The following is a 19,286-nucleotide window of genomic DNA, read 5'->3' as shown; positions in this document are numbered from 1 at the left end:
GCACGATGCCCGCATGGCAAAGAATCTCGTCGACCCCGCGCGCCCCATCAAGGCGAGGACCGTGGCAGTGGCAGGTGTGGGAGGCGCCGCGGCGCTCGCGGCCATCGTCGGCGCCGGGCTGTGGTTCGAGGGCGTCTGGCGGGGCGACCCGTATCCCGTCGCCGATCCGGCGGCCTCGTCCCGCAGGATCGACGAGCGTACGCAGACGGTGTACGACGCCCTCGCCCTGCCGGACGCCCGGCTCGACACCGAGCGGTCCGGGGTCGGCGCGGAGGCCAAGGGCTACGGCTGCCACCGGCGGGGCATGCGCAATTGGGGCGAAGGCCTCAGCGCCTCACCCTCCAGCGAACCGCACGTCGTCAACGTCAGCTACGACTGGACGCTCCGCGACGTCCCCCACGACCGGGCGGTCACCGCCCTGCAGCACGCGAAGAAGGAGCTGACCCGGGAGGGCTGGAAGGTCGTCTCGTACGACAACAACCGGCATTGGCTCCGCCTGAAGGTGGCGCCTCCGGAGGGCAACGCGTCGGTGTCGGTCACCGCCTACCCCGCCGGTCGCCTGAACGTCGTCGGGTACGCCGACTGCGCCCGGTACCCGGAGGGCACCCCGCTGGACGATTCCGGCGACCCGGAGCTGGCCCAGATGCGCGCGCCCGTCCAGCTCCGCGGCTGACCGGCTTGAGGGGGCGCGCGGGCCGCGCCCCGGGCCTCAGTGCGCCCCGGACGCCCGCTGCTGCCGCAGCGCCGCCACCCTCCGGTACAGCTCCACCGCCTCCGTACCGCGGCCGAGCTGTTCCAGGCAGTGGGCCTCGTCGTTGCGGCTGGCGAGGGTGTCGGGGTGGCCGGGGCCGAGGACCTGTTCGCGGGCGGAGGCGACGCGGCGGTACTCGGTGAGGGCGTCGGGCCAGCGGCCGAGCCAGCCCAGGCCGACGGCCACCTCGCGGCGGCTGACCAGGGTGTCGGGGTGGTTGCCGCCGAGGACCCGTTCCCGGATCGCGCACACGTCGCGGGCCTCGACGAGCGCCTCCTCCCAGCGGCCGAGGCGGCCCAGGTTCACGCCGAGGCCGTGGCGGGCGCGCAGGGTCTCGGGGTCGGCGGGGCCGTTGACGCGGGTGCGGTCGTCGATGAGGGCGCGGTACAGCTCCAGGGCCTCGGCGCTGCGGCCGAGGCGGCCGAGGCTGATGCCGACCTCGTAGCGCGCGGCGAGGGTGTCGGGGTGGTCGGCGCCGAGCGCCCTGATCCGGGCGTCGGCCACCTCGCGGTAGGTGTGCAGGGCCTCCGGCCACCGCCCCAACTGGCCAAGGGCGTACGCGACTTCGTACCGTGTGACGAGTGTGTCGGGATGCGTGGCGCCGAGGACGCGGGCCCGCGCGACGGCGACTTCCCGGGCCAGCCGGTAGGAGTCCTCCAGACGGCCGAGGCGGCTGAGGTTGAAGGCCAGGTTGTGGCGACATCGCAGGGTGTCGGGGTGGTCGGGTCCCGCGGCCCGCTCCCTCACCGCGAGCACCTGCGTGTACACCTGGTGTGCCTCGAAGTGCCGCCCGAGCTGGCCGAGTACGTACGCCATCTCCTGCCGGGCCGCGAGGGTCTCCAAGTGCTCGGCTCCCAGGGCGCGTTCGCGTCCCTCGGCGACGCGGCCGTACTCACGCAGCGCGTCCGCGGGGCGCCCGGTGCGGCTGAGCGTGAAGCCCACCTCGTAGCGGCTGGCGAGGGTGTCGGGGTGGTCGGGGCCGAGCACGTGCTCGCGTTCGGCGGCGACCGCGCGGTGCACCTCCCCCGCCTCCGCCCAGCGGCCGAGACGGCCCAGGCTCAGGCCCGCGTTGTGGCGGCTGACCAGGGAGGCGACCACGGACGGCGCGGGCGCGGGCCGCTCCGGGGCGGGCGGCGGCACGACGGTGTGGCGGCCGGTGGCGCGCGGGATCCACTCCCCGGTGAGGCCCGCCGCGGCGTCCGGCGGGGTGGTGCGCAGGCCGGCGCCGGTCGCCTTGTGGCCGGTGGTCATGCCGCGCGTCCAGGACGGCAGGGCGGGCTCGCGCCGGACGTGCGGCGCGGGCTCACGACGCTGCGGCGTGGGCTCAGGGCGGCGCAGGGGCGACGAGACGACGGTCGGCACGTACGCGAGGGGCGCGGGCGCGCTGCGGCCCGCGACGATGCGGCGGCCCAACTCCCGGGCGTCGCGGGGCCGTTCGTCGGGCTGTTTGGCGAGCAGGTCGAGGACGATCCGGTCGAAGTACACGGGCAGCTCGCCGCGGTGGCGGCGCGGCGGCTCGGGCGGTGTGTCACGGTGCCCGACGAGCACCGCCCAGGCGTCCTCCAGGTCGAACGGCGGGGCTCCGGTGGCCAGTTCGTACAGCACACAGCCGAAGGAGTACAGGTCGCTGCGCTGGTCGACCTCGGCGCCGCTGATCTGCTCGGGCGACATGTAGTGCGGGGTGCCCATGGCGATGCCCGTGCCGGTGAGCCGGGAGGTGAAGCCGATGTCGTGGCCGAGCCGCGCGATCCCGAAGTCGCAGATCTTCACCGTGCCGTCGATGAGCCGCATGATGTTGGCGGGCTTCAAGTCGCGGTGCACGATGCCCTGTTCATGGGTGTACGCGAGCGCGGAGGCGACCTGGTCGGCGATGTCCACGACGTCGGCGACGGGCAGTGGGTGCTGTCTGTTGTCCTCCAGGAGCTGGCTGAGGTTGCGCCCTTGGAGCAGCTCCATCACCAGGAACAGGACACCGTCGTGCTCCCCGAAGTCGTGCACGACGGTCACTCCGCGGTGCTGGAGCGCCGCCGCGACCCGCGCCTCGCGCCGGAACCGCTCCCGCAGGACCCGCGTGAACGACTGGTCGTGCTGCGGCCCGAGCGGCTTGAGGCACTTGACGGCGACTTCGCGGCCGAGCGATTCGTCGCGCGCCCGCCACACTTCGCCCATGCCGCCCCGACCGATCAGGTCGAGCTGTCGATACCGGCCCTGGATCAGCCTGGTGTCCGCCATCGCGTGCCGTCGCCCCCGTTGCCTCGCTGCGCCCTCCCCGGCCCGTCCAGTATGGCGTCCCGTCTGTCGACTTTGTACGGGACTTTGCGCGGGTCGGGGCGGCTGCCGGGGCCGAGGCGGGCCATGGCGCGCAGGATGTGCTTCGGCGGGAGTTGCCAGCGGACACGGTTGGGGATCAGGCGCAGCAGGGTGCCGGTGGTGACCAGGCGGCGGGTGACCGTCCGGGGCGCGGGGACGGGCCTGCCGTACAGCTCGTGGGCGTGGCGGGGCAGCGACGCGTACGCGAGGTTGGCGACGCGCCGCCACAGCAGGTCGCGCGCCGGGACGAACAGGGCCCGCGTCGGCGGCCGTTGGAGAAAGTCGTCGACGGCACGCGCCTCGGGTCCTGCGGCGAGATCGGGCCGCACCTTCTCGAAATAGGCGGCCAGTTCGGCCGTGGACGCCGGTACGTCGCCGGGGTCGAGCCCCACCAGACGGGCGCTCTCGCGGTGTTCGGCGACGTACCGGTCGGCGGCCGCGTGACTCATCCGGAACCCGGAGCGGCGCACCACGTGAAGATAGGAGTCGATCTCCGCACAGTGCACCCACAGCAGCAGCTCGGGCTCGTCGACCCCGTACCGCTCCCCCGTGTCCGGATCGACGGCCGACAGCATCGTATGAATCTTCCGGACCCGCGCCCCCGCCTTCTCCGCGGCCTCGGTGGTCCCGTACGTCGTGGTCCCCACGAAGTGGGCCGTACGCATCAGCCTCCCCCAGGCGTCCTTCCGGAAGTCCGAGTTCTGCATGACACCCCGCACGGCGCGCGGATGCAGCGCCTGCAAGTACAGCGCCCGCACCCCCGCCACCCACATCATGGGATCCCCGTGCACCTGCCAGGTAACCGACGAGGGCCCAAAGAGCCCGGCGTCCGCCTCACGCATGCCGCCACCTCCTTACCGCAGGTTACGCACAGTTCGGCGGCGCGTCCCGGGTTGTCACACGGGCAGGGCGTCCACCGTGGGCACGACGGTGCCGAACAGGTCGGTGATGGTGGTCAGGGCCGCGGTGTGGAGGCTTGCGGCGGGGAGGGGCGTGCCGTCGGGGGTGGTGAGGGAGCGGGTGGCGGTCGCCTCGGCCACGACGGTCGGGCGGTAGCCGAGGTTGAAGGCGCCCTGGGCCGTGTAGTTGACGCACATGTGCGTCATGAAGCCAGCGAGCACCAGGTCCTTGCCGCTGCCGGGGGCGACACCCAGATCCGTCAGGGTCTTCTCGAGTTCGGTGGCGTGGAAGGAGTTGGGGAACTGCTTGACCACGACCGTCTCGCCGTCCGCCGGGGCGACCTCGTCGCTGATGGCGCCGATGTGGGCGCGGATGTCGTACGGAGTGTTCTCGCCGCCGTCGTTGATGATGTGCACGACCGGGGTGCCCGCGGCACGGGCGCGCTCCAGGAGGCGGGCGCCGGCCGCGAGGGCTTCCTCGGCGCCTTCCAGGGCCATGACACCAGTGCGGTAGGTGTTCTGGAAGTCGATCAGGATGAGTACGGAGTCGCTCAGCTTGGGCGGATTGTTGTCGAGGCCGATGACGTCGCGCAGGGTGGTGGAGGGCTGGTTGGCGGAGGGCTTGTCGGTGCTCATGGGGTGCCTTTCGTAAGGGAGTTGAGAGGTGGGTTGAGAGGGAATCGAGGCATGGCGAAGCTCTTCGCCATGCCTGCGGGCGGGGATGGCCCGCGGTGAGTGAAGTGAAGTGAAGGGTCGTCAGGGGGTCTGTGTGCGGAAGCGGCGGCGGTACGCGGCGGGCGTCGTCGCGAGCTGTCGCCTGAACGAACGGTGCAGGGTCTCCGCCGAGCCGAGCCCCGCCCCGGCCGCGACCCGGTCGAGGGGGACGTCGGTGGTCTCCAACAGCCGCCGGGCCACCTCGACCCGGGCGGCCTCGACGTAGGCGGCCGGGCTGGCCCCCGTCTCCTGTTTGAAGACGCGGGCGAAGTGCCGCTCGCTCAGGCACATCCGGGCCGCGAGCACCTCCGCCGACAGGTCCTCGTCGAGGTGGTCGGCGATCCACAGCCGCAGCTCGTCGATGTCGCGCCGGGCGGACGCGGGCCGACTCAACGGCACGGAGAACTGGCTCTGCCCGCCCTGCCGTTTGAGGTACATCACCAAGTCCCGCGCCACCGCGAGCGCGATCTCCTCCCCCAGGTCCTCCGCCACCAGCGCGAGCGCGAGGTCCAGGCAGGCGCTGATCCCGGCGCCGGTCCACACCCGGCCGCGGTCCGTGCGGACGAAGATGGGGTCCGGGTCGACCGTCACCGACGGATGCTCGGCGGCGAGCTGCGCGGCGGTCGACCAGTGCGTGGTCGCCGTCATCCCGTCGAGCAGCCCGGCCGCCGCCAGTACGTGCGCGCCCACACACACGGACGCCACCCGCCGGGCGTGCGGCGCGGTCCCCTTCACCCAGGCCACGACATCGGGGTCGATCCGGGCCCGGGGCCCGTCGGCGGTCAGGTCGACCGCGCCCGGCACCAGCAGGGTGTCCACGTCCCCGCCGACCTCGTCGAAGCCCAGGTCGGCGAGCAGCCGCACACCCGCCGACGTCCGCACCTCACCGGCGGCAGGACCGGCGAGCCGGACCTGGTACCGGGCGCGGCCCGCGGCCTGCCGGTTGGCCAGCGCGAAGACCTCGGCCGGGCCGGTGACGTCGAGGAGGTCGACATCGGGGAAGACCGCGATGACGACCCGGTGCGGAAGGGGCATGTCCCCATCCTCCGCACTGTGGCGCATGGCCGCAATGACGGCTGACTGTCACATCCGGACATCACGTCCCGGGGTGCCATAGGACTTCCCTATGGCACCTGCTGATATTTCGTCTTTGCCTCGCGCTCCTTTCCGTACGTACCGTCAAAACCGTTAAGCAATCGCGCGATCGAGAGGACCGGCGGCATGGCCACCAACACGAATGGATCGGGATCGGGAATACGGGAACTCGCGGGAAAGCGCGCCCTGGTGACAGGTGGCTCTCGCGGAATCGGGGCGGCCGTCGTACGCCAACTCCTCGACGCGGGCGCCGAAGTGCTCACGACCGCGAGGTCGGCGACGAACACCGTGCCGGACGGGGCCGCCTTCGTGGAGGCCGACGTGCGGACACGGGCCGGCGCGCAGGCGCTCGCCGAGGCCGCGGAGAAGCAGCTCGGCGGGGTGGACGTCCTGGTCCACAACGCGGGCGGCGCGGGACCGCACGAGGGTGCCCTGGCCATCCCCGACGAGCAGTGGCAGGACGCGCTTGACCTGAACCTCCTGGCGTCGGTGCGGCTGGACGCGCTGCTGGCACCGGGGATGCGGGAACGGCGTTCCGGGGTGATCGTGCACGTCTCCTCGGCCGCGGTCCCCACTGTGGCCCCACCGTTCCTGCACTACACGGCGGCGAAGGCGGCGCTGGACAACTACAGCCGGGGCCTTGCCCTGGAGTTGGCCCCGTTCGGGATCCGGGTCAACACCGTGTCCCCCGGCAGGACCGCAACGCCCGGCGGCGAGGCGACCCGGGAGCAGTGGGCGGAGGTGTCCGCGCGCATGGGCGCGGAGCCGGGCCCGACCAGCGCCGACGACACCGCGCCGCTGGGCCGCGACGGCCGGCCCGACGACATCGCCGACGCGGTGCTGTTCCTCATGTCCGACCGGGCGAGCTGGCTGACCGGGAGCAATCTCGTCGTGGACGGCGGCGAATTCCCCAGGGGCTGACGCCGACGGAATTCCAAGAACACGCCAGCCATTTCACGAAATCCCAACGCCACAAATCCCAACGCCACCAAGGCGTCACGAAAGGTCACGCGACATGGAATTGCAGGGCAAGACCGCACTCGTCACCGGCGGCACTTCCGGCATCGGTCTGGCGGCCGCCCGGCTGCTGGCCCGCGCGGGCGCCGAGGTCGTCATCAGCGGACGCGACGCCCAGCGCGGCAAAAGCGCCGTGCACACCGCACAGGAGGACGGTGCGGTCCGCTTCATCCGCGCCGACCTGTCCGACCTGGACTCGGTCGCCGAACTCGGCCGCCAGAGCGGTCCGGTCGACATCCTCGTCAACAACGCGGGCACCTTCCCCACCTCGCTCACCGTCGAGCAGAGCGTGGCGGACTACGAGCGGATCTTCGACACCAATGTGCGGGGCGCCTACTTCCTGGTCGCCGCGCTCGTGCCGCACATGCTCGAGAAGGGCGAGGGTAGCATCGTCAACGTCACCTCGCTCGCGGCCTTCAGGGGCTTCCCCGCCGCCTCGGCGTACAGCGCGTCCAAGGCCGCGCTGACCTCGCTGACCCGCACCTGGGCGAAGGAGTTCGCCGACGGCGGCGTACGCGTCAACAGCGTCGCCCCCGGCCCGACCCGCACCGAGGGCGTGCTCGCCGAATGGGGCGAGGAGGGCAACGAGGGCGTGGCCAAGGACCTGGGCATCCAGCGGACCGCCGACGCACGCGAGATCGCGGAGGCGATCCACTTCCTCGCCTCACCTCGCGCCGCCTACATCACCGGCACCACACTCCACGTCGACGCCGGCGGCACCGCGTTCTAGCGAGCACGCTTCCAGGGGGGCGCACCAGGAGGCGAGGCCGTCAGCGCCGCACCCTCGGCATCCCCAACCCGATCCACGAGATGATCTCGCGCTGGATCTCGTTGTTGCCGCCGCCGAAGGTGAAGATGACCGCCGAGCGGTAGCCGCGTTCCAGTTCGCCGTGGAGGACCGCGCCCGCCGAGCCCTCCTTCAGTGCGCCGGCGGAGCCGACGACTTCCATGAGCCAGGCGTAGGCCTCGCGGCGGGCCTCGGAGCCGTAGACCTTGACGGCGGAGGCGTCCTGCGGGGTGAGGGTGCCGTCCTGGACGGCGTTCACCATCTGCCAGTTGAGGAGTTTCATCGCGTCGAGCTTCGTGTGGGTCTGCGCGAGGCGGCGGCGCACCCAGGGCAGGTCGATGACGCGGCGGCCGTCGGCGAGCTTGGTGTCGGCGGCCCAGCGCTGTACGTCGTGCAGGGCGCGGATGGCCATGGTGCCGTGGGCGGCGAGGGTGACGCGTTCGTGGTTGAGCTGGTTGGTGATCAGGCGCCAGCCCTTGTTCTCCTCGCCGACACGGCGGCTGACGGGCACGCGGATGTTCTCGTAGTAGCTGGCCGTCGTGTCGTGCGAGGCGAGGGTGTTGATGAGGGTGCAGGAGTAGCCGGGGTCCGACGTCGGCACGAGCAGCATGGTGATGCCCTTGTGCGGCGGAGCGTCCGGGTCGGTGCGTACGGCGAGCCACACCCAGTCCGCGGTGTCGCCGTTGGTGGTCCAGATCTTCTGCCCGGTCACCGTGTAGTGGCCGGTCTCCTCGTCGCCCTCGCGCACCGCCCTGGTCTTGAGCGAGGCGAGGTCGGTGCCCGCGTCGGGCTCGCTGTAGCCGATCGCGAAGTCGATCTCGCCGGAGAGGATGCGGGGCAGGAAGTACGCCTTCTGCTCGTCGGTGCCGTACCGCATGAGCGTCGGACCGACGGTGTTGAGGCCCATCAGCGGCAGCGGCACCCCCGCCTGCGCGGCCTCGTCGAAGAAGATGAACTGCTCCATGGGCGAGAGCCCGCGCCCGCCGTACTCCTCGGGCCAGCCCACGCCGAGCCAGCCGTCGGCCCCCAGGCGGCGGATCGTCTCGCGGTAGAACCGCTTCTGGGCGGCGGGCTCGGCGTAGCGGGTGTGCGCGTGGCCGGGTACGAGCGCGGCGAAGTAGGTACGCAGTTCGGCGCGCAACCGCTGCTGCTCGGGGGTGTATTCGAGGTGCACGGGCCCTCCTGTCGTCCCTGCGCCCGTCGCTGTCGTGGCGCTGCGGCTTGACGGCGCACACAGTAGAACGTGTTTCAGTAGGGCGGAAGGGCGATGACTTGAGAGGCTGAGGTATGACGAACCATCAGCCCCCGCCGGGCGGCACGGGCACCGAGACCCCCGGGCCGCGTATCGGCAACCGGCACCCCCTCGCCCTGGTCCTGTTCACGCTCACCGTGGTCAGCGGGTTCGTGGACGCCGTCACCTTCCTCGGGCTCGGCCACGTCTTCGCGGCGAACATGACCGGCAACGTCGTCGTCATCGGCTTCGCCGCCGCGGGGGCGCCGGGGTTCTCCGTCATCGGGTCGCTGGTGTCGCTCGGCGCGTTCCTCGTCGGCGCGGCCCTGGCGGGGCGGCTTGCCCGGCGGCTCCACGGGCGGCGCCGGACGGCGTGGGTGCGGGTCGCGCTGGTCGGCGAGGCGGTGCTGCTCGGTACGACGACCGTGCTCGCGTTCGCGGGCGCCGCCGACGCGACGTACGTCCTGATCGGGCTGCTCGCCCTCGCGATGGGGGTGCGCAACGGCACCGTACTGAGGTTGAACGTGCCGGATCTGACGACGACCGTGCTCACGCGCACCCTGGCCGGGCTCGCCACCGAGTCCCGGCTCGCGGGCGGCGAGGACACGCTCGCGGTCCGCCGGATCCTCGCCGCCGTCGCGATGGTCGCGGGCGCGCTGCCCGGCGCGTGGCTGGTTCTCCATCACGGAATGGGCTGGGCGCTGCTCGTGAGCACTGCGGCTGTGACGGTCGCGGCCTGCGTATATCGCGAGAGGCCGGAGACGACTCCTGAGGCATCGGCCTCGTAACCCGCCTGGAGCTATTTCCGGACGGGCTCCCAGCTTAGACATTGTCTCGGTTTGGTCACAGCCCCCAAAAGGCTGAACAAGCCTGAGCACGGCGCTCGTACTCACGCCTCGAAGGCACAGAAAGTCCGAGTGATCCGATTCCGAGGAGACTTCTCATGCTCAGCAACAAGACCAGGCCGGCCATGTTCTTCACGTCCTTCGCAGCGGCGGGCGTGCTCCTCCTGACCGCGTGCGGCGGGGGCGACGACGGCGGCGACTCGAAGGGCGCGGACAAGGCGGGGTCCAACGCCCCGGCCGCCGAGGGCCAGGCCGGTGGCGGCAGCGGCACGATGAACCTCTCCCTGCCCACGGGCACGGCCAAGCAGAACAACGCGCAGCAGAAGACCGGCGACTGGGCGAACCCTCCGGGCAAGCCCGCCGCCAAGCCCGTGCAGCGCAAGTGGGTCCAGCTCTCCGCGAGCCGGGCGGGCAACCTCGACCCGGTCGTGGTGAACGGCGCCGGCTTCACCCTCTACCGCTTCGACAAGGACACCGCCCAGCCCTCCAAGTCCAACTGCAGCGGCGCCTGCGCGACGACCTGGCCGCCGGTCCTGGTCGACCCGGGCGGCAAGATCTTCGTCGACGGCGTGAAGCCGTCGGACGTCGGCGTCATCAAGCGGGACGACGGCACGCGCCAGGTGACGGTCGGCGGCTGGCCGGTGTACCGCTTCAGCAAGGACCTCAAGCCCGGTGACACCAACGGGCAGGGCGTGGGCGGCACTTGGTTCGGCGTGACCCCGAACGGCCAGAAGTCGGGGCAGCCGGCCGGGGGCGACGACGCACAGGGCGGCGGGCAGGACGAGGCCGGGCAGGCGGCTCCCGCGACCAGCGCGATCCTCTTCGACAACGCCAACTTCATCGACCCGGCGCAGGGCGTGGCGGGCGAGGGCTGCCAGAACGTGGCCCGCCCGAAGGTCGCGTCGTCCATCTCGGCCAGCGGCTCGCTGAAGCTCTGGTCGCGCCCCGACTGCAAGGGCGAGTCCAAGGTGATCAACGGCGACGTCGCCGACCTACGCACCGTGAACTTCGACGACAAGGTCAGCTCGATCGCCTTCGGCTGATCCGGTCCGGCCGGGGCGCGGTCCGAACCGCACTCCTTCACCCGGCTCCGCCGGCGGCGGCCCCTCGTGGACGGCAAATCGTCCCGCGAGGGGCCGTCCCTCGTCCGGGCTCCGACGGACCTAGCCGTTGTCCGCCGCCGCCCGCACCGCCGCCACGTCCAGCTTCGACATCTTGAACATCGCCTCCATGGCCCGCCGCGCGCGCCCCGGGTCCGGGTCGTTGAGCAGGGGAGGGAGCTCGGCGGGGACGACCTGCCAGGACAGGCCGAACTTGTCCTTCAGCCAGCCGCACTGGCTCTCCTCGCCGCCGTCGGCGGTGAGCTTGCTCCAGTAGAGGTCGACCTCTTCCTGGTCGGCGCAGGCGATGGAGAGGGAGACGGCCTCGTCGAAGGTGAACTGGGGGCCGCCGTTGAGCGCGAGGTAGGGCTGGCCGTCCAGTTCGAACTCCACGGTCAGCACGGTGCCTGCGCGGTCCGGTACGGCATCGCCGTAGTTCGTCACATTCGTGACCTTCGAGTTGGGGAACACGGAGACGTAGAACTCCGCGGCCTCCTGGGCCTGGGTGTCGAACCAGAGGTTGGGGGTGATCCTGGGCATGGTGCTCTCCTGTCCGGTGGGCGGCAGCGGTCGCCGCGTCGTCCGCTGCCTGTATCGACCGTCCTGCGGCACGGAACTCATCGCCACCCGAGCACCGACGTACGGACGTCGCTCCGCTCAGTCGTGCGGCACCACCGCGATCGGGCACGTCACGTGGTGCATCGCCGAGTGCGCGGTGCGCCCCAGGTGCGGCCCGCCCGTCCTGCGGCGGCCGATGACCAGGAGCGACGCCCCGGTGGCGGCCTTCAGCAGGTGGTGGCCCGCGCGGCCGAAGCAGATCCGTTCGACGACCCGGACCTCTGGGTACTTGCGCCGCCACGGCTCCAGGGCGGCGCTGAGGGCCTGCCGGTTGTCCCGCTCCAGGCCGGCCAGGTCCGCCGGGAGCACCCGTCCGGGCGCGTACGCGTCGAGCGGCGCCATCGTCCAGGCGTGCACCACGTGCAGCGGTGCCTCGCGCGCGGTCGCCGCGTCGAAGGCGTACTCGGTCGGGGCCTCGCCGGGGCGGGACGGGTCGAGGCCGAGGACGACCGGGCGGTAGGGCGTGCTGCGCGAGGGCGTGCCGTCGTCGTCGGGGGCGTGCGCGTCCTCCGGGCGCTCCCCCGCGCGTACGAGCACCACCGGGCGCTCGGCGCGGGCGGTCACCGCCGCGGCGACCGAGCCGACCAGGAACCCGGGGAAGCCGGTCAGCCCGCGCGAGCCGAGGACCAGCGTCTCGGCCTCGGCGGAGGCGGCGAGCAGGGCCGCGACGGTGGGCCCGGCGGGCTGCTGGGCGTGGATCTCCAGGGCGGGGTGGAGGTACGAGAGGGTGATCGCGGCCCGGTCGAGCAGGCCCCGGGCCCGCTCCGCGGAGGCGGGCAGCCTGCGCACCCGGGCGGAGTGCGCGGGAGCGGTGCCCGCGTGCAGCAGGCGCAGGGGCACGCCGTGCCGCAGGGCCTCGCGGGCGGCCCAGTCCGCCGCGTCCAGGCTCGCGTAGGAGCCGTCGATGCCCGCGGTGACGACGCGGGTGGTGCCGGACCGGGTGGCGGTACGGGAGCGGGTGTGCAGATGGGTGCGGGGTTGGGTCGTCGAGCGATGGTGTTTCATGGCGTGCCCCAGCGGTGGGTGGTCGGTCGGGTGCGGGTCGGCCGGCCGCGGTGGGGACCGGGGCCGGACCGGATTCAGTAGGGCCACGACCAGTCCGCGACCTCGGGCAGGTCGGTGCCGTGCTCGCGGATCCAGGCGTGGTGGCGGGTGCGGTGGTCGGCCATCAGCTGGCGCAGGGCCGTGGCGCGGACGGACAGGTCGGGGACCCGGTCGACGACGTCCATGACCAGGCGGTAGCGGTCGAGGTCGTTGCGTACGACCATGTCGAAGGGCGTGGTGGTCGTGCCCGCCTCCTTGTAGCCGCGTACGTGGAGCTGCGCGTGGCCGTTGCGGCGGTAGGCGAGGCGGTGGATCAGCCACGGATAGCCGTGATAGGCGAAGATCACCGGCTTGTCGCGGGTGAACAGCGCGTCGTACTCGAAGTCGGCCATGCCGTGCGGGTGTTCCTCGCGCGGAAGCAGCCGGGCGATGTCGACGACGTTGACGACCCGCACGGTCAGTTCGGGCAGGTGCTCGCGCAACAGGGCCGCGGCGGCGAGGACTTCCAGCGTCGGCACGTCGCCCGCGCAGGCAAGGACCACGTCCGGGTCGCGAAGGCCGTCGTCGGTGCCGGCCCACTCCCACACGCCCGCGCCGCGCGCGCAGTGGGCGCGTGCCTGATCGAGCGTCAGCCAGTCGAAGCAGGGCTGCTTGCCGGCCACGATGACGTTCACGTAGTCCCGGCTGAGCAGGGCGTGTTCGGCGACGGACAGCAGGGTGTTGGCGTCCGGCGGCAGATAGACGCGTACGGCTTCGGGGCTCTTGTTGAGTACGTGGTCGACGAAGCCGGGGTCCTGGTGCGAGAAGCCGTTGTGGTCCTGGCGCCAGACGTGCGACGTCAGCAGGTAGTTGAGCGAGGGGATGGGCGCGCGCCAGTGCAGCTCGCGGGAGGTCTTCAGCCACTTGATGTGCTGGTTGACCATGGAGTCGACGATGTGCACGAACGCTTCGTACGAGGAGAAGAGTCCGTGGCGGCCGGTGAGGAGGTAGCCCTCCAGCCAGCCCTGGCAGAGGTGTTCGGAGAGCACCTCCATGACGCGGCCGTCGGCGGCGAGGTGTTCGTCGGTGGGCAGGGTCTGCGCCTGCCAGGCCTTGCCGGTCGCGGTGTACAGGTCGCCGAGCCGGTTCGACTCCGTCTCGTCGGCGCCCACGACCCGGAAGTCGCGCCGCCCGGCGGTGTCGGCCATGACTTTGGCGAGCATCTTGCCGAGCACCCGGGTCGGCTCGTGCTGGGCGGTGCCGGGCTTGTCGACGGCGACCGCGAAGTCCTCCAGGGGGCGCAGCGGCAGGGTGCGGGTGAGCAGGCCGCCGTTGGCGTGCGGGGTCGCGCCCAGGCGCCGGTCGCCCTCGGGCACGCAGGAAAGGACCTGCGGGGTGGGGCGGCCGTCGGCGTCGAAGAGTTCCTCCGGACGGTAGGAACGCAGCCAGGCCTCCAACTGCCTCAGGTGCTCGGGGTTTTCGGGCACGCCCGCGAGCGGCACCTGATGGGCGCGCCAGGTGCCCTCGACCGGCTCGCCGTCCACGCTCTTGGGTCCGGTCCAGCCCTTGGGCGTACGCAGCACGATCACCGGCCAGGCCGGCCTGGGCCCGCGCGTGCCGGACGAGCGCGCTTCCTGCTGCACCTCGGTGATGCGGTCGACGGCGCGGTCGAGGGCCTCGGCGAGGTCGCGGTGGACCGTTTCCGGGTCGTCGCCGGAGACGTGCAGCGGCTCGTGGCCGTATCCGCGCAGCAGGGCGTCGAGTTCGGCCTCGGGGATGCGGGAAAGCAGCGTCGGGTTGGCGATCTTGTAGCCGTTGAGGTGCAGGATCGGCAGGACCGCGCCGTCGTGCACGGGGTCGAGGAACTTCCCCGAGTGCCAGGAGGCGGCCAGCGGCCCGGTCTCCGCCTCGCCGTCGCCGACGACGCAGGCCACGAGAAGGTCCGGGTTGTCGAAGGCGGCGCCGTAGGCGTGCGCGAGGGAGTAGCCGAGTTCGCCGCCCTCGTGGATGGAGCCGGGCGTCTCGGGTGCGACATGGCTCGGTACGCCGCCCGGGAACGAGAACTGCCGGAAGAGGCGCCCCATGCCCGCCGCGTCCCGGGTGACGTCCGGGTACGTCTGCGTGTAGCTGCCCTCGATCCAGGAGTTGGCGAGGACGGCGGGACCGCCGTGGCCGGGTCCCCAGACGCACAGGGCTTTGAGGTCCCGTTCCTTGATGAGGCGGTTGAGGTGCGTGTGGACCAGGTTGAGGCCGGGTGAGGTGCCCCAGTGGCCGAGGAGCCGTGGCTTGATGTGCTCGGGCCGCAGCGGCTCGGTCAGGAGCGGGTTGGCGAGCAGATAGATCTGGCCCGCGGCGAGGTAGTTGGCGGCGCGCCAGTGGGCGTCCAGCGCGGTGAGCCGGTCCTGGGCGTCGGTGGCGCCGAGGTGGTCCCGGGCGTCGGGGGTGCTGCGGTGATCCTTGGCTTCCGTGTCGCTGACGTGAGCCTCTGCTTCCGTGGCGCTGAGGTGATCCTTGGCCATGGGAGACCTCGTTTCTGTCCGGTGGGTGGCCGGGTTCCACGTGCGGCGCGGTTCAGACGGGGCGCGTGCGGGCCACTAGGGCGGGCGTACGGCGCGGGGCGCTCGACGCGCGCCCCTTCGTTCTCCGCACTCCCCTTGGTACCCCTGGGGTGTGCGGCGCCGCGAGTCGTCGTGGTACGTCCGAGATTCGCCTTGATACGTCCGGTGCATCCGTTACGTCGCGTGGTCGCGCTCTTGTGTCAGGCATGGGGCACCACCGTCACCGGGCAGGCGGCGTGGTGCAGGACGGCGTGGTTCACCGGGCCGAGCTGGAGGCCGGTGTGGCCGGCGCGGCGGCGGGCGCCGACCACGAGCAGGTCGGCGGTGGCCGAGGCGTCGAGCAGGGCGGCGCGGGCCTGGCCCTCGACGGCCTCGCGGCGCACGTCGACGGCGCCGTGGGCGCGGACCGCGGCGTGCAGGGCGTTGTCCAGCTCGTGCTCGGCGCGGAGGCGCCGGGGGTCGGCGGCGGGCTCGGAGCCGGAAGCGGGCGCGGAGGCGGACGTGTCAGCGGGGGCGGACGTGGAAGTGGACGTGGACCCGGAGGTGGAAGTCGGCGTGCCCGCGCGCCGGCGCCAGGCGTGCACGGCCAGCAGCTCCGCCCCGCGCCACCGAGCGGCCCGCACCGCGAACCCCACCGCCGCCCCGGACCCGGCAGCCCCGTCCCCCGCCGCCTCGTCGACCCCCACGACGACCCGCCCGAATCCACCGCGCAAATTCTGCTCGCCACCGCGCACCACAGTGACCGGGCACGGGGCGTGCGCGGCGACGGACAGGCTCACCGAGCCGAGCAGCAGCCCGGCGAGGCGGCCGCGCCCCCGGCTGCCCACGATCACCCCGGCCGCCCGGCGGCTCTCGCCGATCAGCGCGGCGGCCGGATCCTCGTCGAGGACCTCGCTGGCCACCACGACGGAGCCGGTGCGGGCGCGAACCCGGTCGGCGGCCTCCTCGAGAACTCGGTCGGCCTGCGCGCGCACGGCGTCACGGTTGATGCCGAACGACGGTTCGTGGCCCTCGTACCACTCCCAGCCCGAGGCGTGCACGATCCGCAGCGGAAAGCCGCCGCGTACGGCTTCGTCGGCGGCCCAGTCGAGGGCTCGCAGGGCGGCCTGCGAGCCGTCCACTCCGACGATCAGTGTTCCGTCCACGGCGTGCGGCCCCCTCGGCGTCGTGTCCGGCGGCGTCATGTCCGTCGGTGGCGGGCCCGCCGCCTGCGCCCGGACCGCACGCAGGCCCCCCGGCGGGCCCTACCTGACGTTGGCATGCCCCGTCCCGAGCGGGGCAGAGGCAGACCGGCCCAACGAGGGGGCCGACCGGCCCTCAGCAGACTCCAGGTCGGCGCAGCGCCGCACGCTGGGCGTCGCTGAGCCGATCCGACCTGGCCACGACGGCGTACGCCCCCTCCGCGTCACGGCACACGGCCAACGGATCGGCGATGTCCGGATGCTGCTCGGCGTCGTACAACGCCGTGACGACCCGATCCTCGGACCACCCGAGAGCAGCCGCCAACTCCCCTACTGCCAACGGCACTTCGGCATGGACGAGCGCGGCGAGCACGGTCAGGGCGTCGGCGAAGGCGGCCGCGGTGGTGCCGCCGGCCATGTCGTCGCTGAGGCTCGTGAAGAACTGCCGCATGTAGGCGAGGCGGGCACCCGCGGGCGTGCCGGGGTCGAGGACCTCGGCACCCGCCTGGGCGGTGTCGGCCATCATCGCGTTCGCACGGGCGCTGGTCAGCCAGGTGCGCAGCCATACGTCGTCGTCGATGACGTAACGCTCACGCCGCCCGGCGGCACCGCGCTCGCGCCGCAGCACCTCCAGGCGTTCCAGGTAGCCGACGGCCTTGGAGACCGAGGCGGGGCTGACCCGCAGCCGTCGCGTGAGGTCGGCGGAGGTCAGCGCGCCGGAGTCGGTCACGACGAGACTCGCGAGCACGCGGGCCGCCATGCGCGGCAGCCCCGTGTGCACCATCAGCTCCGCGAACTGGTCGACGAAGCCGCGTACCGCCTCCGGGTCGCGCCCGTCCCCCGCGTCGGCCGCGGGCGCTTCCGCGTCACGGGCGGAGGCGGCGCGGCGGGCGCGGCGCGCGGTGGCGTGGTGGGCGTGGTCGGCCCGGTAGCCGCGGGGGCCGCCGTTGCGGGCCACTTCCCGGCTGATGGTCGACGTGGGCCGGTCGAGGCGTCGGGCGATCTCCGCGTAGCCGAGCCCGTCGGTGAGCCCCGCCGCGACGCGCAGCCGGTCCTCGTGGGTGAGCCTGCCTCCGGGCATCGTCTCGTACTCCCCTCCGCGGCTTCGGTCCTCCGGCCCGGACAGTATGCGTTCACGGACATCTCATTGCAACGCCGAAGAGGAAGGTATTGCATTCATGGTCAACTCCATTGCAATGAATGTGGGATTGGCCCGCCAAAACACTCCCGATGACCTCTCCAAGCAATTGCAAGCCACATAAACGCAACGTAGCTTTCGCGGTCGATGAACAGCGAAGGCAAGGGCTGATGGCAACCAAACCAAGCAATGACATGGACGTTGACGGCGTCGTGCTCGACGTCGAAGGGCTACGGATGCGGTACGGCACGACCGACGTACTGCGGGACGTGACGTTCCGCGCCCGGCACGGCGAAGTGGTGGCCCTGCTCGGGCCGAACGGCGCGGGCAAGACGACCACCATCGAGATCCTGGAGGGCTTCCGGATGCGCTCCGCGGGCCGCGTCTCCGTCCTCGGCACGGACCCCGCGCACGCCGACGAAGAGTGGCGGGCCCGCGTGGGCGTCGTGCTGCAGTCCTGGCGCGACCACGGCAAGTGGCGGGTGCGGGAGCTGCTCGCGCACTTCGGTACGTATTACGTTCCGTACGCCACCGACGCGGTGCCGCGGCCGTGGGACGCCGGTCAACTCCTCGCCGCCGTCGGCCTGTCGGCGCACGCGGGCGACAAGGTCAGGACGCTGTCCGGCGGGCAGCGGCGCCGCCTCGACGTGGCGATCGGCCTCGTCGGCCGCCCCGAACTCCTCTTCCTCGACGAGCCCACGGCGGGCCTCGACCCGCGGGCCCGGTACGAGTTCCACGACCTGGTGCACCGCCTGGCCGCCGAGCACCGCACCACGATCCTGCTGACGACACACGACCTCGCGGAGGCGGAGAAGCTCGCCGACCGCATCATGATCCTCTCCGGCGGCCGGATCGTCGCGGACGGCACGGCGGAGGAACTGGCCCGACGCACGGCCGGGGCGGACGAGGTGCGCTGGACGTGCGGCGGACGGCGCTTCAGGCACGAGACGGCCCAATCGACGCAGTTCGTACGGGAGTTGTTCCGCGAGCACGGGGAGGCGGTGGGCGAACTGGAGGTCCGCAGGGCCTCGTTGGAGGACACGTATATGGCACTGGTGCGGGAGCACGAGCAGGGGAGCGGAGCCGATGAGGCGGCCGGTGCGGGCGAGGAGCGCCAGGCGGTGACGGCGCGATGAAACCGACGAACTCGACGAACTCGACGAACTCAGCGCACCTTACGGGCACGGCGCTGCGGGCCGGCTGGAGCCGCGGGGTGATCGAGCTGCGGCAGACGTTCACCAACGGCGCGGACCTGGTGTCGCATCTGCTGTGGCCGGTGCTGATGCTGACGACGCTGTACTTCATGCGGGACAGGGAGTTCGGGGCGAGCGGGCTGCTGCTCGGCACGTTGGCGCTGCCGAGCATCCTGGGCATGAACGCCGCGATGGGCATGATGACGATGAGTCAGGTCCTCACGGCCGAGCGGGAGGACGGCACGCTGCTGCGGGCCAAGGCGACGCCGGGCGGGATGCGGAGCTATCTGACCGGCAAGGTGATCACGGTCGCGGGCGGACTCGTCGCCGACCTCGCGATACTCCTCGTACCCGGCATGCTCCTGATCGACGGCCTGGCGGCGGGCAGCGCGGGCTCCTGGCTGACACTGGCGTGGGTCCTTGCCCTCGGCATGCTGGCGACGCTGCCCATCGGCGCGATCCTGGGCTCGCTGTTCCCGAGCGCCCGCAGCCAGGGCCTGATCCAGCTGCCCGTCCTCGCCATGATCGCGATTTCCGGCATCTTCTACCCCGTCACGTCCCTCCCGGACTGGCTCCAGACCCTCGCCCAGGCCACCCCCATCTACTGGCTCGGCCTCGGCATGCGCTCCGCCTTCCTGCCCGACAGCGCGGTCCAGGTGGAGATCGCCGACTCCTGGCGCCACCTGGAAACGGCAGCCGTCCTGGGCATCTGGGCCGCCGTCGGCCTGGCCCTCGCCCCGGTGGTGCTGCGCAGGATGGCGCGGCGGGAGTCGGGGTCGGGGGTGGCCGAGCGGAGGGAGAAGGCGTTGCGGAGGGTGGGGTAGCG

General features: G+C 72.3%; 17 protein-coding genes. 7 read left to right on the top strand and 10 right to left on the bottom strand.

What is annotated here, in order from left to right:
* Positions 1-13 precede the first annotated feature (13 nt).
* Positions 14-673: a hypothetical protein gene (locus tag IEY91_RS10595; protein ID WP_189173753.1), complete on the top strand. Its 660-nt coding sequence runs from the start codon at positions 14-16 to the stop codon at positions 671-673.
* A 36-nt stretch (positions 674-709) separates the two neighbouring features.
* On the opposite strand, the gene IEY91_RS10590 is transcribed toward IEY91_RS10595, so the two are convergent.
* The 4 genes from IEY91_RS10590 to IEY91_RS10575 all read right to left on the bottom strand — a co-directional run bounded on the left by IEY91_RS10590 (position 710) and on the right by IEY91_RS10575 (position 5,709).
* Positions 710-2,983 (bottom strand): serine/threonine-protein kinase, encoded by a 2,274-nt coding sequence (locus IEY91_RS10590; protein WP_189173752.1) that lies wholly within the window; start codon positions 2,981-2,983, stop codon positions 710-712.
* Entirely contained in the window at positions 2,965-3,903 is a 939-nt protein-coding gene (locus IEY91_RS10585; RefSeq protein WP_189173751.1) for an oxygenase MpaB family protein, read from the bottom strand. The genes IEY91_RS10590 and IEY91_RS10585 overlap by 19 nt, the downstream gene beginning before the upstream one ends.
* A 54-nt stretch (positions 3,904-3,957) precedes the next feature.
* Positions 3,958-4,596, bottom strand: a complete 639-nt coding sequence (locus IEY91_RS10580; RefSeq protein ID WP_189173750.1) for a cysteine hydrolase family protein — start codon at positions 4,594-4,596, stop codon at positions 3,958-3,960.
* Between the two features lie 120 nt (positions 4,597-4,716).
* Positions 4,717-5,709 (bottom strand): GlxA family transcriptional regulator, encoded by a 993-nt coding sequence (locus IEY91_RS10575; RefSeq protein ID WP_189173749.1) that lies wholly within the window; start codon positions 5,707-5,709, stop codon positions 4,717-4,719.
* A gap of 186 nt (positions 5,710-5,895) precedes the next feature.
* Between IEY91_RS10575 and IEY91_RS10570 the strand changes: the two genes are divergently transcribed.
* A complete protein-coding gene (locus tag IEY91_RS10570) occupies positions 5,896-6,690 on the top strand; it encodes an oxidoreductase (protein WP_164328779.1) in 795 nt (264 codons plus the stop codon).
* Positions 6,691-6,784: 94 nt separating this feature from the next.
* On the top strand, positions 6,785-7,516 hold the full coding sequence (locus tag IEY91_RS10565) for an SDR family NAD(P)-dependent oxidoreductase (protein ID WP_189173748.1): 732 nt from the start codon (positions 6,785-6,787) through the stop codon (positions 7,514-7,516).
* 40 nt (positions 7,517-7,556) lie between these two features.
* Here the strand turns inward: IEY91_RS10565 and IEY91_RS10560 are convergent, their stop codons facing one another.
* Positions 7,557-8,747, bottom strand: a complete 1,191-nt coding sequence (locus IEY91_RS10560) for an acyl-CoA dehydrogenase family protein (RefSeq protein ID WP_189173747.1) — start codon at positions 8,745-8,747, stop codon at positions 7,557-7,559.
* A 113-nt stretch (positions 8,748-8,860) separates the two neighbouring features.
* On the opposite strand from IEY91_RS10560, the gene IEY91_RS10555 reads away from it, so the two are divergent.
* Together IEY91_RS10555 and IEY91_RS10550 are read left to right on the top strand one after the other, a co-directional pair.
* Positions 8,861-9,592: a YoaK family protein gene (locus tag IEY91_RS10555; protein WP_189173746.1), complete on the top strand. Its 732-nt coding sequence runs from the start codon at positions 8,861-8,863 to the stop codon at positions 9,590-9,592.
* A 155-nt stretch (positions 9,593-9,747) separates the two neighbouring features.
* Positions 9,748-10,692, top strand: a complete 945-nt coding sequence (locus IEY91_RS10550; RefSeq protein ID WP_229696852.1) for a hypothetical protein — start codon at positions 9,748-9,750, stop codon at positions 10,690-10,692.
* 120 nt (positions 10,693-10,812) lie between these two features.
* Here the strand turns inward: IEY91_RS10550 and IEY91_RS10545 are convergent, their stop codons facing one another.
* The 5 genes from IEY91_RS10545 to IEY91_RS10525 all read right to left on the bottom strand — a co-directional run bounded on the left by IEY91_RS10545 (position 10,813) and on the right by IEY91_RS10525 (position 17,210).
* Complete coding sequence (locus IEY91_RS10545; protein WP_189173745.1) at positions 10,813-11,289, bottom strand: VOC family protein; 477 nt, start codon at positions 11,287-11,289, stop codon at positions 10,813-10,815.
* A gap of 117 nt (positions 11,290-11,406) precedes the next feature.
* Positions 11,407-12,372, bottom strand: coding sequence for a universal stress protein (locus IEY91_RS10540; RefSeq protein WP_189173744.1), 966 nt, complete (start codon positions 12,370-12,372; stop codon positions 11,407-11,409).
* 74 nt (positions 12,373-12,446) lie between these two features.
* A complete protein-coding gene (locus tag IEY91_RS10535) occupies positions 12,447-14,909 on the bottom strand; it encodes a phosphoketolase family protein (protein ID WP_229696851.1) in 2,463 nt (820 codons plus the stop codon).
* A gap of 239 nt (positions 14,910-15,148) precedes the next feature.
* Positions 15,149-16,093: a universal stress protein gene (locus tag IEY91_RS10530; RefSeq protein ID WP_229696850.1), complete on the bottom strand. Its 945-nt coding sequence runs from the start codon at positions 16,091-16,093 to the stop codon at positions 15,149-15,151.
* Positions 16,094-16,265: 172 nt separating this feature from the next.
* The gene (locus IEY91_RS10525) at positions 16,266-17,210 is read right to left on the bottom strand and encodes a GbsR/MarR family transcriptional regulator (RefSeq protein ID WP_189173742.1); all 945 of its coding nucleotides are present in this window, start codon (positions 17,208-17,210) and stop codon (positions 16,266-16,268) included.
* Between the two features lie 227 nt (positions 17,211-17,437).
* Here IEY91_RS10525 and IEY91_RS10520 point away from each other — a divergent pair, with 227 nt between their 5' ends.
* Together IEY91_RS10520 and IEY91_RS10515 are read left to right on the top strand one after the other, a co-directional pair.
* On the top strand, positions 17,438-18,403 hold the full coding sequence (locus tag IEY91_RS10520) for an ABC transporter ATP-binding protein (RefSeq protein WP_229696849.1): 966 nt from the start codon (positions 17,438-17,440) through the stop codon (positions 18,401-18,403).
* Positions 18,400-19,284, top strand: a complete 885-nt coding sequence (locus tag IEY91_RS10515; RefSeq protein ID WP_189173741.1) for an ABC transporter permease — start codon at positions 18,400-18,402, stop codon at positions 19,282-19,284. Before IEY91_RS10520 ends, IEY91_RS10515 begins: the two co-directional genes overlap by 4 nt.
* Positions 19,285-19,286: the final 2 nt, after the last annotated feature.

Source organism: Streptomyces lasiicapitis, from assembly GCF_014646335.1.
GTDB lineage: Bacteria > Actinomycetota > Actinomycetes > Streptomycetales > Streptomycetaceae > Streptomyces > Streptomyces lasiicapitis.
Note: the sequence above shows the minus strand (reverse complement) of the source record. Positions and strands in the feature narration are given on the sequence as shown.